Here is a 23242-nt window from a genome sequence, read left to right as displayed (position 1 = left end):
GCGGCGCCCCGGCCGCCGGAGGCCGCAAAAGAAGGGCGCTCCCTTGGGAACGCCCTTCTTCTTTTACGTGGTTGGCTGCGCGCGGCTAGTCGTCGAAGTGTCCTTGAGGGCCCTTGTCGGTGTCGATGGCGGCGGCTTTGGCCTTGATCTTTTCTTCGGTCCAGTCGGCGGGGTCCTCGCACCGTTCGGCCTTGAGACCGAGGTCGTAGGAACCGGCTTTGAGGATCAGGTCGCAGGCGATGGGCGCGGTGTCCTTGGCATTGAAAACGTTGACCAGCAAGTCGAAGACGAAGTCCTCGACGGCTCCGGCCATGCGTTCGCGCACGGATTCGCTCTGGCCGAGCCAGCGGCGTTCGAAGACGAGGTTGAGTTTCTTGTAGTTGCCGCCCGTGATGCCGTTGGCGTCGGCGTAGGCGACCATCTCATCCCAGAGGGTGTCTTCCACGCCCTGGCCGGGGATTTTGGCGAATTTGTCGCCGTCCATGATGGCGTTGCCGAAGTCGTTGACCTTGACACCCCAGGAGATCATTTGCAGGGCGGTGGCCACGTTGGCCTTGGTGGTGGCGGTCCTGGCGGCGATTTCACGCAGACGGGCGGAATCGTTGCCCGAGGTGCCGTGCTGCGCGCCGGAGGTGCCGTACGGCTTGAGGGCCGCGTGGATTTCGGCGGTCAGGTCCACCTGGATGCCTTCGCCCGAGGCCTCGATGCCGTGGGTGGTGCCGTTGTTCAGGGCGATCCAGTCCGGGCACAGGCCGTGGGCGTTGAGGCCCTGGATGAGGAACTTGGCCTCCACCGGGCTGGACAGGCCGAACTCGCCCTTGATCTCGCCGATCTCGGTCTCATAGCCGGCCCATGCCGGAATGGACGGGGACACGGCCAGGTTGCCGAGCAGGTTGAGGTCGTCGGTCATGTGCGAGGCGTCGATGGCGATGGAGGTCACGCCGGAGTCGAACACGGACGGGATTTCGGCCTTGGCCACGGCCACGTCGTCCCATTTCTTCATGAAGTAGTGGTCGGCATGCACGGCCACGGGCACGGTGATACCGAGCTTGTTGCACAGGTAGTCCACGCGCCGGGCCACGTTCCACAGGGTGGTCGGGCAGTAGGTGGCTTCGCTGCGGGCGATCTCGATGATGATGGCGGCGTTGGCCTTCTGGGCGGCCCGGAGCGCGCCTTCGATGACGAAGATGTTCCGGCCATTGGCCGCGATGGTCATGCACTGGCCCTTGGCCAGCATGGCGCGGTCGATGACCTTGCCGCTGACGATGAGCGCCTGCGAGTTGGGGAAATTCTTGACGACGTTCGGCGGACGGCCGACGGCGAGTGCTTTTTTGAATGTATCCTGGGACATGCCCTTCCTCCTTGGAACGTTTGTGCTTGCGGCAGTAGAAACCAATCAATGGGCAAAGTCAAAATGAAAGGGGCGGGGGGCGTCCGGTTCCTCACGCGGTACTGCCCGGGCATGGCACGCACGTCCCGGGCAGTGTGGTGTTTTGCCGGATGCGGTTCTCACATGGTCGCTTCCTGCTTGTGAACACGGCGGGAACTGGTCCCCTGCCTGGCGGGCTGGATGGCGTCGAGCGGCCGGAGCGTGTACCCCAGTTCTCTGGCCATGAACTCAAGGACCGAGATGTTGTGTGTCGCCTTGACGATTTCAAACATGGTCTCGACCCCGAGCTTGGCGTGGGCGTCGAACGGGTTGAGTTCCCGAAGCAATGTGGAATACGGCTTCTTGATCAGCTTGGACACTTCCTTGGCCGGGATGTGTCCTTCCAGAACGATGTCCTGCATTTTCTTGGTCAGGTCTTTCTCGAACATGTTTACCCCCCACATGTTGGATATTCTGCCTAGTAATGGAAGTTAGCCCAGTTTTCCCTTTTTCGTCAACGAAATTTGAAAAAGGGGGGGTAAAAATCGAATTCGGCGCGTGCGATGGCCGGGCTATATCGCTATAACATCCTGTTTTTCATGGTTGCCGAGATGACGGATTGCGGGCTTTCCGTCCATGCGTCTAAGGGGCGCATTGGCCCATGAACTGCATGACCAGCATGGTGATGTCGTCGGACTGTTCCGCGCCCCGGGCAAAGGCATGGATGGCCGCCCCCACGTCCTTGACCAGTTCGGGCGCGAGGGGTTCGCGCTGCTCGGCCAGCAGCCTGATCAGCCGTTTTTCGCCGAACAGGGCCCCCTCGGGGTTCATGGCTTCGGTCACGCCGTCGGTATAGATGAAGAGCAGGTCGCCGGGCTTGAGGGTCATGGTCTTGGTGGAATAGCGCATGTCCTCCATGATGCCCGCCACGGGTTCGCCCAGGGGCGGAACGATTTCGGGCGTGCCGCCGCAGGGCAGGAAGACCGGCGGGTTGTGGCCCGCGTTGGCATAGCGGGTCTCGCCCGTCTCGATGTCCATGATGGCCAGGAACAGGGTCACGAACATGCACGACTCGTTTTTGGCGGCCAGGTCGGCGTTGACCTTGGTCAGGATTTCGCCGGGGTCCAGGCCGCGTTCGGCCACGACCTTGAGCAGGGTTTTGGTCACGGCCATGAAGAAGGCGGCGGGCACGCCTTTGCCCGAGACGTCGCCCACCAGGAAGCAGAAATGGGTCTCGTCCACGAAGAAGAAATCATAGAGGTCGCCGCCCACTTCCTTGGCGGGTTCGATGGAGGCGAATACCTCGAATTCCTTGCGGTCCGGGAAGGCCGGGAAGAGTTTGGGCAGGATGCCCATTTGGATTTCCCGGGCGATGCGCAGTTCGGACTCGATGCGCTCCTTGGCCTGGGTGGTGGCGGTCAGGTCGTGGATGAACTCCTTGAGGGAGTTTTTCATATACTTGAAGGAGTCGGTCAGATCGCCGACCTCGTCGTTGGCGCGTTTTTCCGGGAGGGTGAGGTTCAGATTGCCGGAGGCGATTTTACGGGCCGACTCGGACAGTTCGCGCAATGGCTGGGTGATGCGCCGGGCGATGCCCATGGTGACCAGGGCCAGGAGCACAAAGCCGACCGCGCCGATGGCGAGCATGGACTTGGACAGGCGGTAAGCGTCGCCGAGCATTTCGTCGCGGGGGAAGACCACGCCGAGGCTCCAGCCGCCATAGTCGAGCCTGTCGCTGAACATGTAGCTTTCCTCGGGCGAGAGAAGCGTGCCCACCGGGATGAAAGCGGCCTTGCCCGAGAGCATGCGCTGGCCCAGTTCGCGCAGTTCCTTGGAGCCGCGTTCCTCGGCCAGGGAGAAGATGGTCTGGTTCATGACCAGGGACTTGTCCGGGTGGGTGATGAAAGTGCCGTGGCGGGACAGGAGAAAGGCGTAGCCCGAGTCGTATAGCCGAATGGATCTGACCAGATCCTGTAGCCAGTTGAGGGAGATGTCCGCCGTGACCACGCCCGCGAACACGGACTTGCCGTCCACGGTGCGGTAGAAGGGCACGGAGTAGGTGGCCATGGGCACGCCGCCGCCTCCCTCGTCGAAGTAGGGCTCGGTCCAGACGCTGCGGCCCAGTTCTTTGGGAATCTGGTACCAGTCCATGTAAAAATAACGGTAATTGGCGTCGCCGAGCATGGTGAAGCCGATGCGCCCGCCCGAACGGTAGTGGTAGGGCGCGAAATAGCGTTTGTCGCGTTGCACGAAGTACGGCTCGAAGGCGATGGCCATCCCGTATATCTCGGGGTTGTTGGCCAGGACCCGCCGGTCGAGGTCGAGGATCTCCTGCTTGGACAGGGTGGTGTCTTCCATGGAAAAGGCGACGTTTTCGGCCACCTTTTGCACCCCGGACAGGACCGAGTCGATGCGTCCGGCGGTCCCGGCCACGAGGAGGCGGGAATTGTCCTCGGCCTGGCGCAGGATGACGGCTCGCGACGCGACGTAGTTGTAGGCCACGATGGCGGCCAGGATGACCAGGGCGCAGGACAGGATCAGAAAGGTCAGCTTGAGGGCGATGGGATACCGCCTCATTGCATTGCTCCTTTGTAGAAGTCCTCGTAGCTCGGGGGGTGGGTCGCGAACCCGGTCCCGAGCAGGGCCCCGACCACTCGCTTGAAATCCTCGCGGCGGAGCACGCCCATGGCGGCCCCGTCGGGCATGGTTACGTCCTCCATGCGTTCGAGCATCCAGCGCTGGTGCGCTCGGCTTGCCGGGACCCGGGCCGCTTCCATGCGCTTAAGCACGATGGCCAGGGCCTCGTCCTTATGCTCAAAGGCATAGCGCCATCCCTTGAGGGTGGCCCGGACCAGCCCTTGGCACAGCTCGGGGCGCTCGGCGGCGGTCCGCTCCAGACAGTAGATGCCGTCTTCGGGGAAGTTCAGGCCCTCGTTGGTGAAGAACAGGGGCCGCAGGTCCTTCTCGTCCAGTCCGTAGGTCAGGAGCGTGTGGTATTCGTTGTACCACATGCCCGAGCAGGCGGCCACGCCGTCGCGCATGAACAGGTCCAGGGACGAGGTCTGCGGGACCACGGTCGCGTGGATGTTCTCGCGCCGGAACAGGGCCAGGGGCTGGATCTGGAATTCGTTGGCCCACAACCCGACTTTTTTGCCGTCCAGGTCGCGGAAGGTTTTGATGCCGGACGACGCCTTGGCGATGAGCATGAGCGCCGAATGCTGGACGATCTGGCCGATGTTGACCAGGGGCAGGGACTCGCGTCGCTGCAGGCCGGTGGTCAGGAACATGGTGGCGAAGTCCGCCTTGCCGTTCTCAAGTTCTTCGCTGGCCAGGATGTCCGGGCCGCCGGACAAGATGGTCAGGTTGATGCCCTCCTCGGCGTAGAACCCCTTGTCCTTGGCCACGAAGTAACCCGCGAACTGGGCCTGGGGCAGCCATTGCAGGATCAGGGACGCCTTTTCCGGGACCGGCCCTTGGGCGGCCGCAAGGGCCGGGAGCAGGAGAGCGGCGCACAGCACGGCCAACCTCGCTGCGAAGGGGGCTCGGGTCATGCGTTTTTCTCCAAGTCCGCCTTGGCGCAGGCCAGAAATCGGGCAAACTGGACGCATAAGGTTTCGGTGGACTTCTCCAGCCGATGGCCGTCGGCGAGCACGTGCAGAGTCGCCTTGTGGGTCCGGGCGAAGCGGATGGCGTTGTCCACCGGGACCACGTCGTCGTCCCAGCCGTGGACCACGGTGACCCGGCCGGGCAGGCTGGGGAAGACGTGCACGGCGTAGCCGGGGAGATAGAAGGCCGGGGCCAGGAGAAACAGGGCCGGGACCCGGGCGTGCATGGACGCGGCCGCTGCCACGTAACCGCCCATGGACGATCCGGCCAGGATGGTGGGCCGGTCATCCTCGGCCAGGATGGCCAACAGGCGTTCCACCCGTTCGTCCGGGGCGGCGAGATCGCTGAAATCGGGCCCCTCCATGGTCAAACCGAATTCCCCGGCCACATCGGCCAAGGCCAGACTCTTGGTTCCCCAGGGGCTGCTCAGGGAGCCGTGACACCACAACAAGCGGCAACTCGGCGCATCAGTCATGATCCGATTCCTCTCCTTTTCGTGCATTTTTGTCGGCCAGTTTGCGAATGGCTTCGAACAAGGCGCTCTTCTTGACCGGCTTGGGCAGGTGCGAGTCCGCGCCCGCCTCCAGGCAGCGGCGCGTGCCGTCGTCCATGGCAAAGGCGGTCATGACCACGATGGGCACAGGGTCGAGCCCTTGTTCGCGCTCCCACTGCCGGATGGTCCGGGTGGCCTCGAGGCCGTCCATGACCGGCATTTGGATATCCATGAGAACCAGGTCCCAGCCGCCTTTCTTGAACAGTTCGACCCCGGACTTGCCGTCCTCGGTCACGGTCAGGCGGCAGGGGGTGGCGTCGAGGTAGGTCCGGGCCACGAAGGCGTTGTACCGGGAATCCTCGAACATGAGAATGTTCAGCGGCGGCAGGGAGGGTTCCTCGGGCGGCCGGGGCGGCTCGGGCTGAGCGACGTCCCCGGGGCGAGGTGTGCCGAAGCGGGCCGTGAAATGGAAGGTGCTGCCCTTGCCCGGCATGGATTCGGCCCAGATGCGGCCGTCCATCATGTGGACCAATTCCTTGCTGATGGCCAGCCCCAGGCCGGTGCCGCCGAATTGGCGGGTGGTGGAGCTGTCCGCCTGGGTGAAGGCCTCGAAGATAGCCCTGAGCTTGTCGCCGGACACGCCCACGCCGGTGTCCGTGATGGAAAAATGGAGCAGAACGGAATCGTCGTCGCGCGAGGCCGTATCCACGTTCAGGGCCACCGAGCCCGAGTCCGTGAACTTGATGGCGTTGCCCAGCAGGTTGAAGAGCACCTGGCGCAGCCGGTTGGGGTCGCCGTTGATGCGCGCCGGAACCTCCGGGGCGGCGACGCAGCTCAGGCCGAGGCCCTTTTGCGAGGCTTTGGCCTGGATTACGCCGCAGGTCCGGTCCAGGATGTCGGTCAGCGGGAACCAGGTCTTTTCCAGGGTCAGGTGCCCGGCCTCGATCTTGGACAGGTCCAGGATGTCGTCGAGGATTTCAAGCAGGCTCTCGCCCGCGGTGCGGAAGACCTCCACGTAGCGCGCCTGATCTTCGGACAGATCGGTCTCCCAAAGGATGTCGGCCATGCCCAGGATGGCGTTCATGGGCGTGCGGATCTCATGGCTCATGGAGGCCAGGAAGCTGCTTTTGGCCGTGTTGGCCACCTCGGCGGCCTTTTTGGCCCGGCGGACCTGTTCCAGGGCTCCGTTCAGGGAGTCGTTCTTGCGCTTGAGTTCCTCGGTGCGCTCCTTGACCATGCTTTCCAGGCTGTTCTGATGGTTCTGGAGCTTGTTGTTGGCCTCCTGGAGGTCATGGATCAGGTGGCGGACGGACTGGCGCATGTCGTCGATGGCCCGGGCCAGGCTGCCCAATTCGTTGGAGGCCGAGGTGTCGATGGGCGCGTCCAGGTTGCCGTCCGCGATGGTCGTGGCCGATTCCTCCAGGTCCATGAGCGGAGTCAGGAAATGTTTGCGCATGTAGCGGACCGCGGCCAGGGTCAGGGTCAGGATCAGGAGCAGGGCCAGGGCGAAGGTCAGTCCCACGTACATGGCCATTTCCTGAAGGTTGCCCTCGGTGGATACGGCCAAGTTGAATGAGCCGATCCAGTCGCCGTATTTCCGGATTTCCACGGACTTGGTCAGGAACCGCCGGTCCTTGGTGAAGTACTCGAAGCCGTGCCCGGCGAAACGGGGGCGGCTTTTGGCCGCCATGACCTCGCGGCCGGTGACCACCTGGGCGAACGCCACGGTGTCGTCCTGGAGCACGGCGTCGATGAAGTCGCGGGCCGAGGCGTAGTCTACCTGCCAGACCGCGCTGGCCAGGCTGGTCCGGGCCAGGTGGGCGATGCTGTCCGCGCGTTCGGACAGGCGCACGTGCAGCCGATAGGCATTGAACAGGATGAGCGCGCAGGAGAAGATCAGGACGATGGCCGAGATGAAGGCCAACTGGGCCAGCTTGGCCCGGCGGCTGAGCGAATCGGCTCTCGGCAGCCTGTCTCCGGGATGTGTGGTCATGGGGCTCGCGTCCGTCCTCGGGTTGGAGAATACTTCGGTATTTCTAAGCCGAACGGGCGATATTGGCAAGGTGCCAAGCCGTTTTCCCGAGTGTGTGCGACACGGTCGGAAAGGGGCGTGTATGGCTATGGCCTTTTGTGGACGAAAGGCTGCGTGGCGGAAAAATCGCGCCGAAAATGCAGAAAGGGGATGCAAGAACGAGTCGTTGCCCGCCCTCGGCGAGATCGCCTGGATCGCGTCGCGAAGCGGCTTGCACCGTCTGCTGGTTTTCCCCGGGGATTAGGGAATAATCCCCGAAGAAAGGCCGGGCGTGGGGCCCGGCCGAAAATCGATCCCCCAGGGGGATTAAGCGTTGCCTGTTTCCAGGTTGAAGCCCATCTCCGAGGCCATGAACTGGAGCGGACGAATGTCGCGTGTGACCTTCATGATTTCGAGCAAGGTCTCCGCGCCCAGTTTGGCGCTGGCGTCGAAGGGGTTGATTTCCCGCATCAGGGTCGAATACGGCTTGTTGATTTTTTGGGCCACGACCTTGGCCTGAATGCCGCTGTCGAGAATGCAATCCTGAACAACCTTGGTTACGTTTTTCGCAAACATCATGCCCTCCCGCAGTGTTTGAAGTTCTTGGCAAATAGTATCCAGGTATTAGCAACCGGCGTGCCAGCGACACATTATTTGTATTATAATCTGTCGTTCCCACGGGTTATAAAAAGTCTAAAGAATACAGCGCAGCGCGAATTGTGTCGCACGGCTGTCTCATGTGTCGCATTGTGCGACATTGTGCGACACAAGCGTTGCGTGTGCGACACCTGGTGAGCGGCCGGCGTGTCGCGCACGCAAAAAAAAGGGAGCCGCTTTCGCGGCTCCCTTGATACCCGGCTGTGCCGGGGTGTCCGAAACGTATCTGTCAGGCTGTCAGGTGTGGGTTGCGGTCCATTTCTGTGCGCCTTAGGAGGTGTTGATCCGTTCGGGACTAAGGGTGCTGTATTTTGGCCCAGTCTTCCGACCAGGACTTGTAGGAGTCCATGTAGTTCAGCCATGCACGGCTGCCCAGGACGATCTCCAAAATTCTTGCGGCGGTAAGATCCTTGAACATATCTTTTCTCCGTCCGTATTATTGCCGTTCCGTTTCGCTGCACCGGTAAAGGGCCAGCGGATGATCCACGGACGAGCTCTCCGGGATGACGATGATGCTGCGTTCCACGTGGTTGATGGTTTCCTCGAACAGGCCCGTGGAATCGTAAGGCGACAGGAGGCTGGTACGGACCGAGCCGACGATGTTGCCGTAGATGATCAGCGCGGTCTGCTCCAGGGGCAGGGAACGGATGGTCCCGTCCTCGATGCCCAAGGCGACGCAACGCTTGAGCTCGTCGATGAAGATGCTGAACTTCTCCATCACCTTGGCGCCGTCCACGCCAGGTTCCATGTGGCTGAAGGGAGAACAACGCAACAGCACGGGAAAGCGGGTCCGATGTTCTTCAGTGAAATCGAAATAGGCGCTCATGTAGGCCCGGATGGCCTCCATGCCGTTCTTGGCCTTGGCGGTGGCCTCGCTCAGGCGCAGGATCAACCGGTCGGCCATGTCGAACCCGGCGGCCAGGAACAACTCCTGCTTGCTGCCGAAGTAGTGGGAGACCAAGCCGAAGGAAACATCGGCCCGCCCGGCCACGTCCTTGACGGTGGCGGCGTGGAATCCCAGTTGCCCGAAGGCCTCCTGGGCGGCGTTGAGTATGGCTTCCTTCTTGGTCATGCAGGTCTGTTCCCTTCATTGATTGACTGTCCGGTTCACGATCGATTGATTGTGCAATCAGCCGTTGAGAAAGCTATAGATTGACCAAACAATCAATGTCAAGCGAGAAATGGCTTTTTTTTATTCGCCGCGTGCCGGACATAAAAAAAGACCGCGTAACGCGGTCTTTTTGTTGAATATTTGTAATTCAAGGCTAGCTTGATTTTTTTTGGATCTTGGCCCAGGTGTCGCGCAGGGTGGTGGTCCGGTTGAAGATCAACGCCTCGCCCGGCTTGTGGTCGCGCAGGTCCGCGCAGTAGTAGCCGGTGCGTTCGAACTGGAAGTTCGCGCCCGCCTGCACTTCGGCCATGGCCGGTTCCACCTTGCAGCCCGGCAGGGTCTCCAGCGAGTGGGCGTCCACGTAGTCGATGAAGGTCTTGCCTTCTTCCACGGCGTTGGGGTTGTCGGTGGTGAACAGCGAGCCGTAGTTGCGTACCACGGCGTCGAGGGCGTGCCGGGCCGAGACCCAGTGCAGGGTGCCCTTGACCTTGCGTCCGCCTTCGAGCCAGCCGCCCTTGGACGCGGGGTCGAAGGTGGCGCGGATCAAGGTGACCTTGCCGTTCGCGTCCTTCTCGTATCCGGTACAGGTGACGTAGTACGCTCCGCGCAGCCGGACCTCCCGGTCCGGGCCCAGGCGGAAGAATTTCTTGGGCGGCTCTTCCATGAAATCATTGCGTTCGATCCAGAGCTCGCGGGAAAAGGGCACCTTGCGGGTGCCGTAGGACTCGTCTTCGGGGTTGAGGGCGATTTCGAAAATGTCCTCCTGGTCTTCGGGGTAGTTCTCGATGACCAGCTTGACCGGGTCCATGATGCCCATGTAGCGCGGGGCTCGTTTGTTCAGGTCCTCGCGCAGGCAGGCTTCGAGCAGGGCGTATTCGACCATGGAGTCCGCTTTGGCCACGCCGATGCGGTCGCAAAAGTCGCGGATGGACTCGGGCGTGAAGCCGCGTCGCCGGAAGCCGGAGATGGTCGGCATGCGCGGGTCATCCCATCCCAGGACGTGCCCTTCCTTGACCAGTTGGATGAGCTTGCGCTTGGAGAGTACCGTGCCGGTGATGTTCAAGCGGGCGAATTCGTATTGGCGGGGCCTGTCCGTGAAGCCGGGCAGCCCGGCGAGTTCATTATATACGTCAGCGTTCTCGCCGAACAGTTCTGGCTGCTTGAGTCCGGCCATGAGGGTGTCCACGCACCAGTCGTACAGGGGACGGTTGTTTTCGAACTCCAGGGTGCAGATGGAGTGGGTGACGCCCTCAATGGCGTCGGACAGGCCATGGGTGAAGTCGTACATGGGGTAGATGCACCAGGCGTCGCCGGTCCGGTGGTGGGTGGCGTGCTTGATGCGGTACAGGGCCGGATCGCGCAGCATGACGTTGGGCGCGGCCATATCTATTTTGCCCCGCAGGATGCATTCGCCGTCCGCGAATTCGCCCGCGCGCATGGCGCGGAACAGGGTCAGGTTTTCCTCCACGGTCCGGTCGCGGTACGGGGATTCCGTGCCGGGTTCCTTGAGGGTACCCCGGTTTTCGCGGATTTGTTCGGCGGACTGGTGGTCCACATAGGCCTTGCCCATCTTGATGAACAGCTCGGCGATGAAATAGAGCCTTTCGAAGTAGTCCGAGGCGTAGAAGTTGTTGTCCCAGTCGAAGCCCAGCCAGCGGACATCCTCGCGGATGGAATCCACGTATTCCACGTCTTCCTTCACCGGGTTGGTGTCGTCGAAGCGCAGGTTGCATTTGCCGTGGTAGTCGCGGGCCAGCCCGAAGTTGAGGCAGATGGACTTGGCGTGCCCAATGTGCAGGTAGCCGTTGGGCTCGGGCGGGAACCGGGTGTGCACGCGACCGTGGTAGGCGCCGCTCTCCATGTCCCTGTCGATGATCTGGCGGATGAAGTCCTTGCCCTTTTCCGGGGCTTCGGGTTTGGTGCTCATGAAAAACCTCGTTGTATGAATTGACCGTATTTCGGTCGAGCCGTCGCAAATAGGGCAAGATTCCCCATCCTGCCCGTGGCACGGAAATACGGGAAAACCGCTTGCCGGTCAACGCAATGCTTGCCTGCCAGGGCGCAAACGGACACACTGGGCGGACGGATTTCAAGGAGAACCTGCCATGCCGCTATTCACCATAGACGAGACCCGCTGCAAGCGGGACGGCCTGTGCGCCGCCGACTGTCCGGCCGGGTGCATCGTGTTCGAAAAGGGCGGATTGCCCGAGCCTCATGAGAAGAAATGGGCCTACTGCCTGGACTGCGGCCACTGTATGGCCGTCTGCCCGGCGGACGCCATCCAACTGGCCCGTTTCGACCGGAGGAGCGACCCCCTGGACCGGACTCTGGACATCTCTTTTGACCGGGCCGAACAGTTCCTCAAGGGTCGCCGGTCCGTGCGTTTCTTCCGTGACGAGCCCGTGGACCGCGAAACCTTTGACCGGCTTCTGGCCGTGACCGGGTACTGTCCTTCGGGGCACAACGCCCGACCCACCCGGTGGGTGGCGGCCCTGGGCCGCGACAAGGTCGCCGGGATCGCCGGGGCCGTGGTCGCCTGGATGCGCGCCGAGGCCGAAGCGGAATCGGATCTGGCCCGCGCCCTGCACCTGCCCGGCATCGTCCGGGTCTGGGACGCGGGCATGGACCTCATCTGCCACAACGCTCCGGCCCTGGCCGTGGCCGTGGGGCCGAAGTCGGGCATCACGCCCCGGGAGGACGGGGTCATCGCCACTGCCTACCTGGAACTGGCCGCCTCGGCCGGAGGGCTCGGCGCATGCTGGTGCGGGTACCTGCTGCCCGCCACATCGCATGACGCCGGAGTGCGGGCATACCTCGGCCTGGACGACGGCGAGGCGGTCTACGGGGCGCTCATGCTCGGCCGCCCGGCACGCCGTTATACGGCCCTACCCCCGCGTCCGGCCCCGAAGGTGGACTGGCTGTGATCATCCGCCTTTGGCCGGATTCCTTCCTGGACCCACGGTAGGGTCGCCGGATGCTGACGGGGCTGCGTTTCTTTTGGTGTTCGGCCGTGCTGGCCGCCATGCTGTTGAGCGGCTCCGTCGCGGCCCATGCCCGGGAGGTCCGGGTGGGCGTCGGCTTCGCCATCGCGCCCTATGTCCTCCGGGGGCAGGACGCCGGTCTTGAGGTGGATATCATCCGGGCGGCCTTTCGAGCTGTCGGGATGGTGGCGCGGTTCTCCTATCTGCCCAACCTGCGGCTGCCTTTGGCGTTTGCCGGACGGGAGGTGGACTGTCTGTCCACCAGCGTGGGGTACGACATGGCCGAATGCACCAAGTGGCCGGTCTTTTACTCCGCGCCGACCCTGATATTCCAGAACTACGCCGTGACCCTGGCTGACCGGAGCCTGAACATAGGCTCCATCGGAGACCTGGCGGGATACGTGGTCCTCGGTTTCCAGGACGCGGCCCGCTACCTCGGCCCCGAGTTCGCGGCCATGGCCCAAGGCAACCCTCTCTATAACGAGTTGTCCGACCAGTCCCTGCAGGTGCGCATGCTCTTTTCCAAGCGGGTGGACGTGGTCATCTCCGAGAAGCGTGTTTTTCTCTATTGGCGCAACCGTCTCAAGTCCTCCCCGGCGGCCCAGGCCGTGGATCTGGCCCAGCCCGTGCGTTTCAGCCGTATCTTTCCGGTTCAGGAACGGCAGGTGGCCTTTGCCGACAAGTCCCTATGCGAGCGGTTCGATCGGGGATTGGCGACCATCCGGGCCGACGGAGAATACGAACACATCGTCCTGGCCTACGACCGAGCCGAGGACGAACGATAATCAACCGGACGGCGGTCCGTCCGAAAAATTTGTGGAGCGCGGCATGTCGGATGCCTATTTTGCCTTTGGTTCGGTTCAGGTGGAGATCAATTTCGAGGCCATCGACGCCCTGTTCGAACGGGCCCATGCCCAGGGACGCGACTCCCTGTTCGAGTACGAGGTCTACGACCTGCTCAAGGCTTCGGGCGCGGAAACGCCCCCCCCTTGCGTTCTGCTGGAACGGTCGGGCCGGTTTTCGGATGAGCAGCTCTCGGTCCTGTCAGGCGATAAGGTCGTCCTTAAGATCGTATCACCCTCCATCGCGCACAAGACCGAGGCGGGCGGGGTGCGCGTGGTCGAGAACCGCCCGGACGCCATCCGCTCGGCCGTGCGGCGCATGCTCTACGAGGTCCCGGATAATTATGCCGCAGCCTTGGAGCGCGATCCCGGCTCTGCTCCGGAGCCCTATCGCGGGCTCACGGGCGAGCCTCTGGTCGAGGCCGTGACCCGGGACCTGCGCGGGGTGCTCATGGTCCAGTTCATGGAGCCGGACTCCACCGCCTTCGGCAACGAACTGTTGGTGGGCATCCGCAAGACCCGCGAGTTCGGCATGGTCATCACCGCCGGGCTGGGCGGCACCGACACCGAGCTTTATGCCGAGCGGTTCCGCAAGGGCCAGGCCCTGACCATCGCCTCCACCGCCCTGACCGACGGGGGCCGCTTCTTCGAGCTTTTCCGCAAGACCATTTCCTATCGTAAACTGGCCGGGCTGACCCGGGGCCAACGGCGCATCGTCACTGACGAGCAGCTTATCGAATGCTTTTCCTCGTTCATCGACATGGCCAACCACTACTCTCCGGACAATCCGGACGCGCCCTTCCACATAGAGGAACTGGAGATCAACCCCTTTGCCTACGCCGACTACCTGATGGTGCCCCTGGACGGCCTGTGCCGGTTCACGGGCCGCAGCGGAGTCCGCGCCCCGCGCCCGGTGGAACGCATTGCCAAGCTGCTTAAGCCGTCTTCCATCGGCATTGTTGGGGTTTCGGCCTCGCGTATGAATTTCGGGCGGATCATTCTCAAGAACGTGCTTGAAGCCGGATTCCCTGCCGAGGACGTGCGTTTGGTCAAACCGGGCGAGACCGAGATCGACGGTGTGGCCTGCGTACCCGATCTCAAGTCTTTGGATCGGCGGCTGGACTTGTTCGTGGTGGCCGTGGGCGCGGATCAGGTTCCGGCCCTGGTGGACGAACTGGTGGCCCTGGACTGCGCCGAGTCGGTCATGCTCATTCCGGGCGGACTGGGCGAGACCGCGGAAAGCCGCGAACGCGCTGCCGGGGTGATCGCCCGCATCGACGAGGCCCATGCCGCGGGCGCGGGCCCGGTCTTCCTGGGCGGCAATTGCATGGGCGTGGTCTCCCGGCCCGGCCACTACGACACTTGGTTCATCCCCGAGGAGAAGTTGCCTCCCCTGGCCCCGGGCGATCACCAACGGGCGGCCTTTATCTCCCAATCGGGCGCGTTCATGCTCACCCGTCTTTCCCAATGCCCCTTCCTGAACCCGGCCTACATGGTCTCCATGGGTAACCAGACCGACCTGACCCTGGGCGACATGGTCTCGCATTTCGCCGAGGCCGACGACGTGGACGTCATCGCGGTCTATGCCGAGGGGTTCAACGATCTGGATGGACTGAATTTTTGCCGGGGCGTGCGCCGAGCCGTGCTGGCGGGCAAGGATGTGGTCTTTTACAAGGCGGGCCGCACCCCGGAGGGCAAGTCCGCCACCAGCGGCCACACTGCCTCCCTGGCCGGGGACTATGCGGTCTGCGAGTCCTGCGTGCGCCAGGCCGGGGCCATCGTGGCCCACTCCTTCACCCAGTTCGAAAACCTGTTCATGCTGGCCGAGCGCTTGAACGGCAAGACCATCGGCGGCAATCGCCTGGCCGCCGTTTCCGGCGCGGGGTTCGAGGCCGTGGGCATGGCCGATTCCATCCATGGCGATGACTATTCCATGACCCTGGCCCCCCTGGCCGCCGGGACCCGCGAGGCCCTGCAAGACCTGGTGGCCGCCAACCGGCTGGCCGGACTGGTCACGGTGACCAATCCCCTGGACATCACCCCGGCGGCCGATGACCATGTCCATGCCGAAGCCATCCGTCTCCTGGCCACGGACCCGGGCGTGGACGCGGTGGTGGCCGGGCTCGTGCCCATGTCGCCGGTCATGCGCACCCTGGCCGATCCGGACACGCCCATGACCATGGAGGATGAGCGCTCCATAGCCGCGCTGCTCGCCGACCTGCTGCCCCAGCTCGATACTCCGGTCATCGGCGTGGTGGACGGCGGCCGTCAATACGATCCCCTGGTGGATCGTCTGAAACAGGCCGGGCTGTGCACCTTCCGCACCTCGGATCAGGCCGTGGCCGCCCTGGCTCAATACATGGACGGGCGGCTCAACGCGGCCCGGATTCGCGCGCACCAGATCTCGGACGACGTATTGGAGTAACGAATATTATAATTTCTCCGTTAGCGACTATGGCCTAGCCTGTGAGAAGTGGGCGGTCCGTGCCCCGCATGGCCCGCGTCTTCGACCATATTCTCTTGCGGAGGAATACATGAAGCTGGCAGACGTTCGCATCGGGCCGAAGATCATCGGCGGATTCCTGGTCATCGTTCTCCTGTTCCTGTTTACGGGAGTGTACGTGAAGTCGGCCCAGGACGGCATGTTGGCGTCTTCGTCCATCATGGACGCAGCCATGCAATTGAAATACGCCGTCCGCTACGATCAGCAGATGGTCATGGAGTTTCTCGACGCCGAGGATGGCAAGGCGCTGGATGAAAATTGGGCCGAGCACGAGGCCGTGGATCGGGATTTCAATCTGTTCGCCGAGGGCATCCTGTCCGGGCTGGATTCGGCCAGCGGTCGGGTGACGGCTTCGGACGACCCGGAGATTCGGAGACTGGTTTCCGGAATCAAGACGACCCATGCGGACGAGTTTGCGGCGGCCATCCGGCGGACCTACGATCTCAAGCGCGCCGCGTTCGAGGCCATCCGCAAGCGGCGGGAGGCCATGACCGCCATGGCCCGGGCCCACGCCGAGGTCCTGAAGGCCTGCGCGGCGTTCCAGGCCGAGGTGGCGACTGTTCTCGACCGGCGGTTGAACAACGGCGCGGACGCTTTCGACATCCTGTCCCGGGAAGTTTCCTGGGCGGATATGGGCATGCGTCTGGAGGCCGACATCGGCTTGAGTCGCATCGTCCTTGAGGAGTACGTTCAGCCCGACACCGCCGAGGCCCGCGACGCGCTGGCTGCCCGCTATGCGGAGACCGTGACCGCGTTCGACGACGTGATCGGCGTTCTCAGGGAAGGCGGCAGCGTGGACCGCGAGGTGATAACCCCGGTGGACGATCCGGCCGTGGCGGCCCGCGTGGATGAACTGGCCCGGCTGTACCGGGAGGCCTTTCGTCCTGCGGCGCTGGAGGCCATGGCCCGGCATCGTGAATACATGGGGTTCCTGAGCGAGATCGACGATTCGGACACCCGCGTGGACGCGATGGGCGGAAGCATCCTGGATTCCCTGCGCAAGGTGGAGGCCATCGCCGAACGCCGCCAGGCCCATACGATCACGGCCGCGAGTCTGGCCGTGTATGGCGGTGTCGGCGTGTCCATGATCCTGGCCCTGGTCATCGGCCTGGCTTTGTCGCGGATGATCACCCGTCCTCTGGGCGAAACCCTGCGCATCGCTTCGCTCATGGCCGAAGGCGACCTGCGCGACCAGGTGCGGCCGCGCGGTCGCGACGAGATCGGCCGCATGCTCGAAGCCATGGGAGACATGGTCGTCCGGCTGCGCGACGTGGTCTTCGGCGTGAACGGGGCCGTGGAGACCGTGGCCGCCGGCAGCGGGGAGCTCTCGGCCTCGGCCGGGACCCTGTCTCAGGGAGCCGCCGATCAGGCTGCGGGCGCACGGAAGCTGTCCACGTCCATCAATGAAATTTCCGATTCCATCACGCGCAACGCGGGGCATTCCCGCGAAACCGCATCCATAGCCACCGGTGCGGCGAAAAAGGCCGCCGAGAGCGGTCGGGCAGTGGGACAGGCGGTGGGGGCCATGAAGGAGATCGCCGCGAAAGTATCCATCATCGAGGAGATAGCCCGGCAGACCAACCTGCTTGCGCTGAACGCGGCCATTGAAGCGGCCCGGGCCGGGGAGCACGGCAAGGGATTCGCCGTGGTTGCGGCCGAGGTCCGCAAGCTGGCCGAGCGCAGCGGCGTGGCGGCGGGCGAAATCGGCCAGTTGTCCGATTCGACCGTGGAGGTTTCGGACCGGGCCGCGCATATGCTTGAGAAACTGGTCCCGGACATAGAGCGGACCTCGGATCTGGTTGGGGAGATCAGCGCGGTGTGCGCCGAACAGGATGTGGTCATCAAACAGATCGGCGGCACCGTGAGTCAGATGGAGGCCGCCACCCGGGGCAACGCCTCGGCTGCTGAGGAGGTGGCGTCCACGTCGGAGGAACTTTCGGGTCAGGCCGAGTCTCTGCGCCAGATGATGGCTTGGTTCAAGTGCGGCGGCCGGGAAGGGCGGGATTGCCTTCCCCCGGCGGCGGCTCTGGCCTCCCTGCCTCCCGGGGAGGCGCCTCGGGAGGGTCTGAAGCGCTACTGATTTCGTCCCGCACACAGAAAAACCCCGGTTCGCGAACCGGGGTTTTTGTGCGCATCCGCCCGCCGTCAGTACATTAATCCCGGCAGGAAGAGGATGATCTGGGGGAAGAGGAAGAGCAGGGCGATGCCGACCACGATGGAGAGCATGAACGGCAGGATGCCCTTGAACACGTCCTCCAGGGTCACGTCCGGGGCGATCTTGCGGCACATGCCGTAGACCACGTACACGTTGATGCCCACCGGCGGGGTGATCACGCCCATTTCGGTGACCAGGACGATGATGATGCCGAACCAGATGGGGTCGAAGCCCATGCCTGTGACCACGGGGTAGAAGACCGGGATGGTCAGCATGATCAGGGCCAGGGAATCCATGAAGCAGCCGCCGATGAAGTAGATCAGGATGATCGTGCCCATGATGGCGAACGGCGGCATGTCGAAGGCGGACACCCAATTGGCGATGTCGAAGGGGATGCGGGTCACGGCCAGGAATTTGCCGAAGACCACCGCGCCCGCGATGAGCACCAGGACCATGCAGGAGGTCCGCAGGGTCTCGTAGAGGGAGTTGACGAAGGCCTTCCAGGTCAGTTGGCGCTTGATCACGGCCAGGGCCAGCACGCCGATGACTCCGATGGACGCGGCCTCGGTGGGGGTGAACCAGCCCCAGAACAGGCCGCCGATGACCAGGGCGAAGACGAGCAGGGTGTCCATGAGGTTGGTCAGGGACCGGAGCCGCTCGCCCCAGGAGAAGGATTCGCCCTTGGGCCCCAGGGCCGGGTTGACCCGGCACTGGATGTGGATGCCCGCGATGAACAGGCCGGTCAGCAGGATGGCCGGGAGTATGCCCGAAACGAACAGCGCGCCGATGGATTGTTCGGTGAGCACGCCGTAGATGATCAGGACCACCGAGGGCGGCATGATCATGCCCAACCCTCCGCCCGAGGCCACCGAGGCGGCGGCCAAGGAGTTGGCGTAGCCGTAGCGCTTCATCTCCGGTATGCCCACTGTGGACATGGTCGCGGCCGTGGCCGGGCTGGACCCGCAGACCGCGCCGAAGGCGGTGCAGGCCGAGACCGTGGCCATGGCGAGCCCGCCCCGGGTACTGCCCAGAAAGCGGTAGGCTGTGTCGTAGAGCCGCCGCGAGATGCCGCTGTTGAAGGCCACTTGGCCCATGAGGATGAACAGCGGGATGGTGGACAGCTCGTAGGAGGCGAAGGCGTCGTAGACGTTCCGGCTCATGAGATTGAGCCCGCCCCTCCATGAGGTCAGGAGCGAAAAACCCACGAATCCCACGAGCATCATGACGAAGGCCACGGGCATCCGGGTCATGAACAGCAGGACCATGACGCAGATGCCGATGATTCCGGCGGTGGTCGGATCCATGGCTAGGCCCCCCGTTTCCTGAAGAATTCGGCCACGTCCGCCAGCAGGCAGAGGGCGTAGACGAAGAAGCCGAAGGACAGGACGTAGACCACGTAGTACTCGGGCAGCTCCAGGTTCATGGAGACCTCGCCGGACTCGGCCAGGGTCCCGGCGTAGAGAAACATGCGCCAGGTGATGATTCCCACCAGGCACAGGGTGGCCAGGTTGGTCAGCAACCCCAGGACCTCGCGCGTTCGCCTGGGCAGGCGGCGGACCAGGATTTCCACGCCGATGTGGCTCTTCTGGTAGTGGGAGTAGGGCAGGGCGAAGCCCACGGCGATCACGCCGAGGATGGCCACGATCTCCTCGCAGCCGAAGATGGGGGTGTTGAAGGCCCCGCGCAAGAACACGTCCGCGCCGGTCATGGCGGCCATGCCCGCCAGGCAGGCGGCCGCGATGATGCGCATGATTTTTTCGGTGATATGGAGCGGCCCTCTGGCTTCTTCCATTGTCTATCCCTTTTCACGACGGACGGGGCGGACCATCGCCCGCCCCGTCCGGTTTCGGTTGTCTGTCGCCCGATGGGCGGGGAGGCGGTCGCCTACTGCGCCTTGGTCATTTCGGCCTTGATGAATTCGACCACGGCGCGGCCGTCCACCTTCTTGCCTTCGCCGTCGGCGTAGCCGTCCAGCACGGGCCGGGCGGCCTGCACCCATCGCTCGGCCTCGGCGGGCTCAAGCTCGTAGAAGTCGCCGCCCTTGGCGGTCAGGAACTTGCGCCCCTCGGCGTCGGAGGCGTCCCAGGCCTGGCCGTGCTTGATTGACCATTCCCTGTTGATCTGTTCGATGATCTTTTGGTTCTTGGGGGAAATCTCGTTCCACCTGGCCTTGTTCATGACGATGAAGAAGGTGGTGGTATAGCCCACGGGCACGGTCATGGTGCAGTGGCGGACCACTTCGCCGAGCTTCCAGCCTTTGTTGGATTCCATGGGGTGGACGGAGCCGTCCACCACGCCTTTTTGCAGGGATTGGTAGGAAGCGGGCATGGGCTGGGCCACCGGGGTCCCGCCGAGGGCTTCGATGAGCTTGGCCGAGTTGCCGGTGGAGCGGATCTTGAGGCCGCGCAGGTCGGCCAGGGTGTGGACCGGCTTGTCCACGGTGAAGAGCAGGCCCGGGCCGTGGGCGTGGAAGTACATGGGCTGCACGTCGTCGAATTCGGCGGGCGAGAACTTGGCGTAGACCGTGTTGGCCACGGCCGTGGCCTGGACGCCGTTCTTGTAGCCCATGGGCAGGTCCACGGCGGCCATGACCGGGAAGCGCCCGCGCGAGTAGGCCAGGGCGGACTGGCCGATATCCGAGATGCCCTCGACCACGCCGTCGTAGCACTGTTTGGCCGGGCTCAGGGTGCCGCCTGGGTAGAAGTCGATGATGACGTCTTTATTGGTGCGCATCTCGACCTCCTGGCACCACTGCTCGGCCAGCTTGGACTGGATGTGCGTGGGCGGGAAGAAGCTCGAATAGGTCAGGCGCACGGACTCGGCGTGCGCCGGGACGGCCAGGCCCGCGGCAATGAAGGCCAGGGCCGCCAGGGTCAACAGGATCTTACGCATGGTGCATCTCGCTTGTAATGAAGTGATATGGGCTCGGCGGGACTTAGTCCCGCTTGGTTCCGTTCTTCACGGCCAGGTCGATGGCCGCTTCGCGCACTTCCCCGAGGGTGAGGGTCTCGGTGCCGAGCGCCCGGTGGATGAGGAATCCCTCGAACAGGGCGGTGTTCAGGGCCCCGATCTTCTCGGGGGGAAACTCGCTGGTCACGTGGCTGCGAACCAGTTCGGCAAAGACCCGGTCCGAGAGCCGGTAGTCCGATTTGTTCAGGAGCTTGCGCAGGGCTTCGCTGGTGGCCGCGTGGATGGTGAACTCCAGGAAGATGGCCGACCAGTTGCGGTCCGCCACGATGGTTTCCAGGAAGTCCCAGATGATGTTCATGGCCTCTTCAAGGTCGGCGGCCTTTTGCACCCGGTCGTGGCGGGTGGCCCGGTACTGTTTGAATTTCTGTTCCACGATCTGGAGAAAGAGCTCGTCCTTGGAGTTCCAGTGGCGGTAGAAGCTTCCCTTGGCGTAGCCCGCGTGGTCGGTGATCTCGGACACCGAGGTGTTGGCGAACCCCTTGGTGCCGAACAGCTCGATGGCCGAAGCCATAAGCTCCTGCATGGTCTGTTGGGATTTTTCCTGTTGCTTGGTCGCCATACTTCGTCCTTGTTCCCCGGAATCGCTGGGTTTTATTGCGACCTACGGTCAGCTTGCGACTTGCGGTCAAAAAGTGACCGACGGTCACGTCGGTAAAGCGAGAGGTAGCAGGGGGGCGGCCAAGAGTCAACCCCGGCCCGGTGGAAAACGGCAAAAGACCGGAGGAAAATCAACGGGAACGCTTCGCCGTGTCTTCCGTGGCGTGGCCGGGGGAGGCGGCGGAGGGCAAAGCCCGGACAAAAAGGGAGCGGGAGCCCGTTGCACCGGGCTCCCGCTCCCTTTTTGTCGCCCCTCGGGGCGGTCTATTTTTTCCAATAGGGGTGCGAGATGTCCTCGAAGGCGGACATGGCGGCCACGGAGCCCTCGCCGATGGCGGTGACGATCTGTTGCAGGCCGCCTACCAGGTCGCCACAGGCGTAGACGCGCGGCACGTTGGTGCGCTTGTCCGGGCCCGTCTGGACGTAGCCCTGGTCGTTGAGAGCCACGCCCATGGCCTGCGCCAGTTCGGTGGCGGCCTTCTGGCCGATGGCCATGAATACGCCGTCCACGGGCAGTTCGGTCTTGGCCTGGGTCATGCGGTTGCGCAGCTTGAGGGCGGTGACCGTCCGGCCGTCGCCCTTGATCTCCTCGACCTCGGTGTTCCAGAGGACCGGGATGCCCTCGCGCTCCACGGAATCGACAAGCGGCTTCTGGGCCCGGAATTCGTCGCGCCGATGGATGATGGTCACATCCACGCCGAGGTTCTTGAGGTGCAGGGCGTCGGTCAGGGCGGTGTTGCCGCCGCCGACGATGGCCACTGCCTTCCCCTTGTACAGGTAGCCGTCGCAGGAGGCGCAGTAGTTGACCCCGCGCCCGAAGTAGGTTTCCTCGCCGGGGACGCCGAGCTTGCGGTAGGAGGCGCCCGTGGCCAGGATGACCGCCTTGGCAGGGTATTCGCCGCGCGCGGTGGTCACGGTGATGGGTTCGTCCTTGGCCGGGTCGCCGACGGTGACGGACTCCACGCCTTCGCCCTCATGCACGGGCACGTATTGGCGGGCGTGCTCGCTCATGATGTCCATGAGCTGTTTGCCAGGCACGGCGGTGAAGCCGGGATAGTTCTCGACCACCGGGGTCAGGGCCACCTGGCCGCCGACGATGGACTTTTCCAGGACCACGGCCTTGAGTCCGGCGCGCACGGCATAGATGCCGGCGGTCAGTCCGGCCGGGCCCGCGCCGATGATGACCAGGTCCACGGCTCCGGGGTCGATGCTGCCGTAGCCCGTGGCGGTCTGCATGCCTTCCGTGCCGGGCAATTTGCCTTCCTTAAGCAGTTCCTCGGCGGATTTGAGGTGGACCATCTCGACCACGAACCGCTCCTCGGGCATGAGTCCCAGGCCGTCGTGCTCGCCCTGGTTGATGACGGTGTGCGGCACGGAGCCGACGTTGTAGCGTTCGGTCAGCTCGCGGTTTTCGTTCATCTCCACGCACTCGGCCTTGACCAGGCCGGGCCGGGCGATGGCGGCCTTTATGGCGTGCATGGCCTGGCCCGGGCAGTAGGGACAGGAAGGTGAGACGAAGACCTGGACCAGCCGTTCGGTGTCCAGGGGATCGAGCAGGGCCAGGGAGGCCTCGGACAGCCCACTTGCGCGCAGGGAGACGAGCATAATGGCGGTGATGAAGGTCTTGCCTTCCTCGCCCAGGGGAGCGCCCAGGAAGCGGATGTGGTATTCGTCCGGGTTGAGGCACAGGGTGGGCGAGGCGGTCACGCCCAGGTCCCGGGCGCGGTCGGACGGGATGTCCTGTTTTTTGAAAGTGATCTTGTCGTTGAGCCGGGCCAGGTCGGCGCAGAATTTGGCGGTGTAGTCGGAAAACTCGTCGTTGACCCCGGGCTGGATGAAGAGTTCCAGTGAAACCGGTTTATTGAGAGCCTTGAAGGTCTCGGTCAGTTGTTTGCGGACGTCTTCGGGCAGGAACCAGTCATGGTCGCTTTTAGTGGATATGGACAT

19 protein-coding genes are annotated in these 23242 nt (G+C 63.7%); 4 read left to right on the top strand and 15 right to left on the bottom strand.

All coding sequences use genetic code 11. The features are described 5' to 3' along the window. Positions 1 to 85: 85 nt before the first annotated feature. From J0909_RS07000 to J0909_RS06960, 10 genes are all read right to left on the bottom strand, one after another. Positions 86 to 1351 (bottom strand): class II fructose-bisphosphate aldolase, encoded by a 1266-nt coding sequence (locus J0909_RS07000; RefSeq protein ID WP_207261610.1) that lies wholly within the window; start codon positions 1349 to 1351, stop codon positions 86 to 88. Between the two features lie 158 nt (positions 1352 to 1509). Next, positions 1510 to 1818: a phage regulatory CII family protein gene (locus J0909_RS06995; protein ID WP_207261608.1), complete on the bottom strand. Its 309-nt coding sequence runs from the start codon at positions 1816 to 1818 to the stop codon at positions 1510 to 1512. Positions 1819 to 2011: 193 nt separating this feature from the next. Next, a complete protein-coding gene (locus J0909_RS06990) occupies positions 2012 to 3946 on the bottom strand; it encodes a SpoIIE family protein phosphatase (RefSeq protein ID WP_207261606.1) in 1935 nt (644 codons plus the stop codon). After that, entirely contained in the window at positions 3943 to 4920 is a 978-nt protein-coding gene (locus J0909_RS06985) for an ABC transporter substrate-binding protein (protein ID WP_207261604.1), read from the bottom strand. Before J0909_RS06985 ends, J0909_RS06990 begins: the two co-directional genes overlap by 4 nt. Further along, positions 4917 to 5450 (bottom strand): YqiA/YcfP family alpha/beta fold hydrolase, encoded by a 534-nt coding sequence (locus tag J0909_RS06980; protein WP_207261602.1) that lies wholly within the window; start codon positions 5448 to 5450, stop codon positions 4917 to 4919. The genes J0909_RS06985 and J0909_RS06980 overlap by 4 nt, the downstream gene beginning before the upstream one ends. Continuing rightward, positions 5443 to 7461: an ATP-binding protein gene (locus J0909_RS06975; RefSeq protein ID WP_207261600.1), complete on the bottom strand. Its 2019-nt coding sequence runs from the start codon at positions 7459 to 7461 to the stop codon at positions 5443 to 5445. Before J0909_RS06975 ends, J0909_RS06980 begins: the two co-directional genes overlap by 8 nt. Before the next feature lie 345 nt (positions 7462 to 7806). After that, positions 7807 to 8055, bottom strand: a complete 249-nt coding sequence (locus tag J0909_RS06970; protein WP_207261598.1) for a phage regulatory CII family protein — start codon at positions 8053 to 8055, stop codon at positions 7807 to 7809. A 376-nt stretch (positions 8056 to 8431) separates the two neighbouring features. Next, positions 8432 to 8554: a hypothetical protein gene (locus J0909_RS18365; protein WP_286181854.1), complete on the bottom strand. Its 123-nt coding sequence runs from the start codon at positions 8552 to 8554 to the stop codon at positions 8432 to 8434. Between the two features lie 18 nt (positions 8555 to 8572). Next, positions 8573 to 9208, bottom strand: coding sequence for a TetR/AcrR family transcriptional regulator (locus tag J0909_RS06965; RefSeq protein WP_286181853.1), 636 nt, complete (start codon positions 9206 to 9208; stop codon positions 8573 to 8575). Positions 9209 to 9401: 193 nt separating this feature from the next. Further along, positions 9402 to 11174, bottom strand: coding sequence for a glutamine--tRNA ligase/YqeY domain fusion protein (locus tag J0909_RS06960; RefSeq protein ID WP_207261596.1), 1773 nt, complete (start codon positions 11172 to 11174; stop codon positions 9402 to 9404). Positions 11175 to 11352: 178 nt separating this feature from the next. Here J0909_RS06960 and J0909_RS06955 point away from each other — a divergent pair, with 178 nt between their 5' ends. The 4 genes from J0909_RS06955 to J0909_RS06940 all read left to right on the top strand — a co-directional run bounded on the left by J0909_RS06955 (position 11353) and on the right by J0909_RS06940 (position 17653). Then, positions 11353 to 12171, top strand: coding sequence for a nitroreductase family protein (locus J0909_RS06955; RefSeq protein ID WP_207261594.1), 819 nt, complete (start codon positions 11353 to 11355; stop codon positions 12169 to 12171). A gap of 50 nt (positions 12172 to 12221) precedes the next feature. Beyond that, positions 12222 to 13013 carry a substrate-binding periplasmic protein gene (locus J0909_RS06950; RefSeq protein WP_207261593.1) on the top strand — a complete coding sequence of 264 codons (792 nt, stop codon included), beginning with the start codon at positions 12222 to 12224 and terminating at the stop codon, positions 13011 to 13013. A gap of 43 nt (positions 13014 to 13056) precedes the next feature. Next, entirely contained in the window at positions 13057 to 15495 is a 2439-nt protein-coding gene (locus tag J0909_RS06945; RefSeq protein ID WP_207261591.1) for an acetate--CoA ligase family protein, read from the top strand. A 109-nt stretch (positions 15496 to 15604) separates the two neighbouring features. Further along, positions 15605 to 17653, top strand: coding sequence for a methyl-accepting chemotaxis protein (locus J0909_RS06940; RefSeq protein ID WP_207261589.1), 2049 nt, complete (start codon positions 15605 to 15607; stop codon positions 17651 to 17653). A gap of 65 nt (positions 17654 to 17718) precedes the next feature. Here J0909_RS06940 and J0909_RS06935 read toward each other — a convergent pair whose 3' ends face one another. The 5 genes from J0909_RS06935 to J0909_RS06915 all read right to left on the bottom strand — a co-directional run bounded on the left by J0909_RS06935 (position 17719) and on the right by J0909_RS06915 (position 23242). Next, a complete protein-coding gene (locus J0909_RS06935; RefSeq protein WP_207261588.1) occupies positions 17719 to 19032 on the bottom strand; it encodes a TRAP transporter large permease in 1314 nt (437 codons plus the stop codon). 2 nt (positions 19033 to 19034) lie between these two features. Further along, a complete protein-coding gene (locus J0909_RS06930) occupies positions 19035 to 19520 on the bottom strand; it encodes a TRAP transporter small permease (protein WP_207261587.1) in 486 nt (161 codons plus the stop codon). Between the two features lie 92 nt (positions 19521 to 19612). Then, positions 19613 to 20620 (bottom strand): TRAP transporter substrate-binding protein, encoded by a 1008-nt coding sequence (locus tag J0909_RS06925; protein WP_207261586.1) that lies wholly within the window; start codon positions 20618 to 20620, stop codon positions 19613 to 19615. Positions 20621 to 20663: 43 nt separating this feature from the next. Then, entirely contained in the window at positions 20664 to 21257 is a 594-nt protein-coding gene (locus J0909_RS06920) for a TetR/AcrR family transcriptional regulator (protein WP_207261585.1), read from the bottom strand. Positions 21258 to 21559: 302 nt separating this feature from the next. Continuing rightward, positions 21560 to 23242, bottom strand: coding sequence for an FAD-dependent oxidoreductase (locus J0909_RS06915; RefSeq protein ID WP_207261584.1), 1683 nt, complete (start codon positions 23240 to 23242; stop codon positions 21560 to 21562).

It is taken from the genome of Desulfovibrio sp. Huiquan2017, from assembly GCF_017351175.1.
Taxonomy (GTDB): Bacteria; Desulfobacterota; Desulfovibrionia; order Desulfovibrionales; family Desulfovibrionaceae; genus Pseudodesulfovibrio.
Note: the sequence above shows the minus strand (reverse complement) of the source record. Positions and strands in the feature narration are given on the sequence as shown.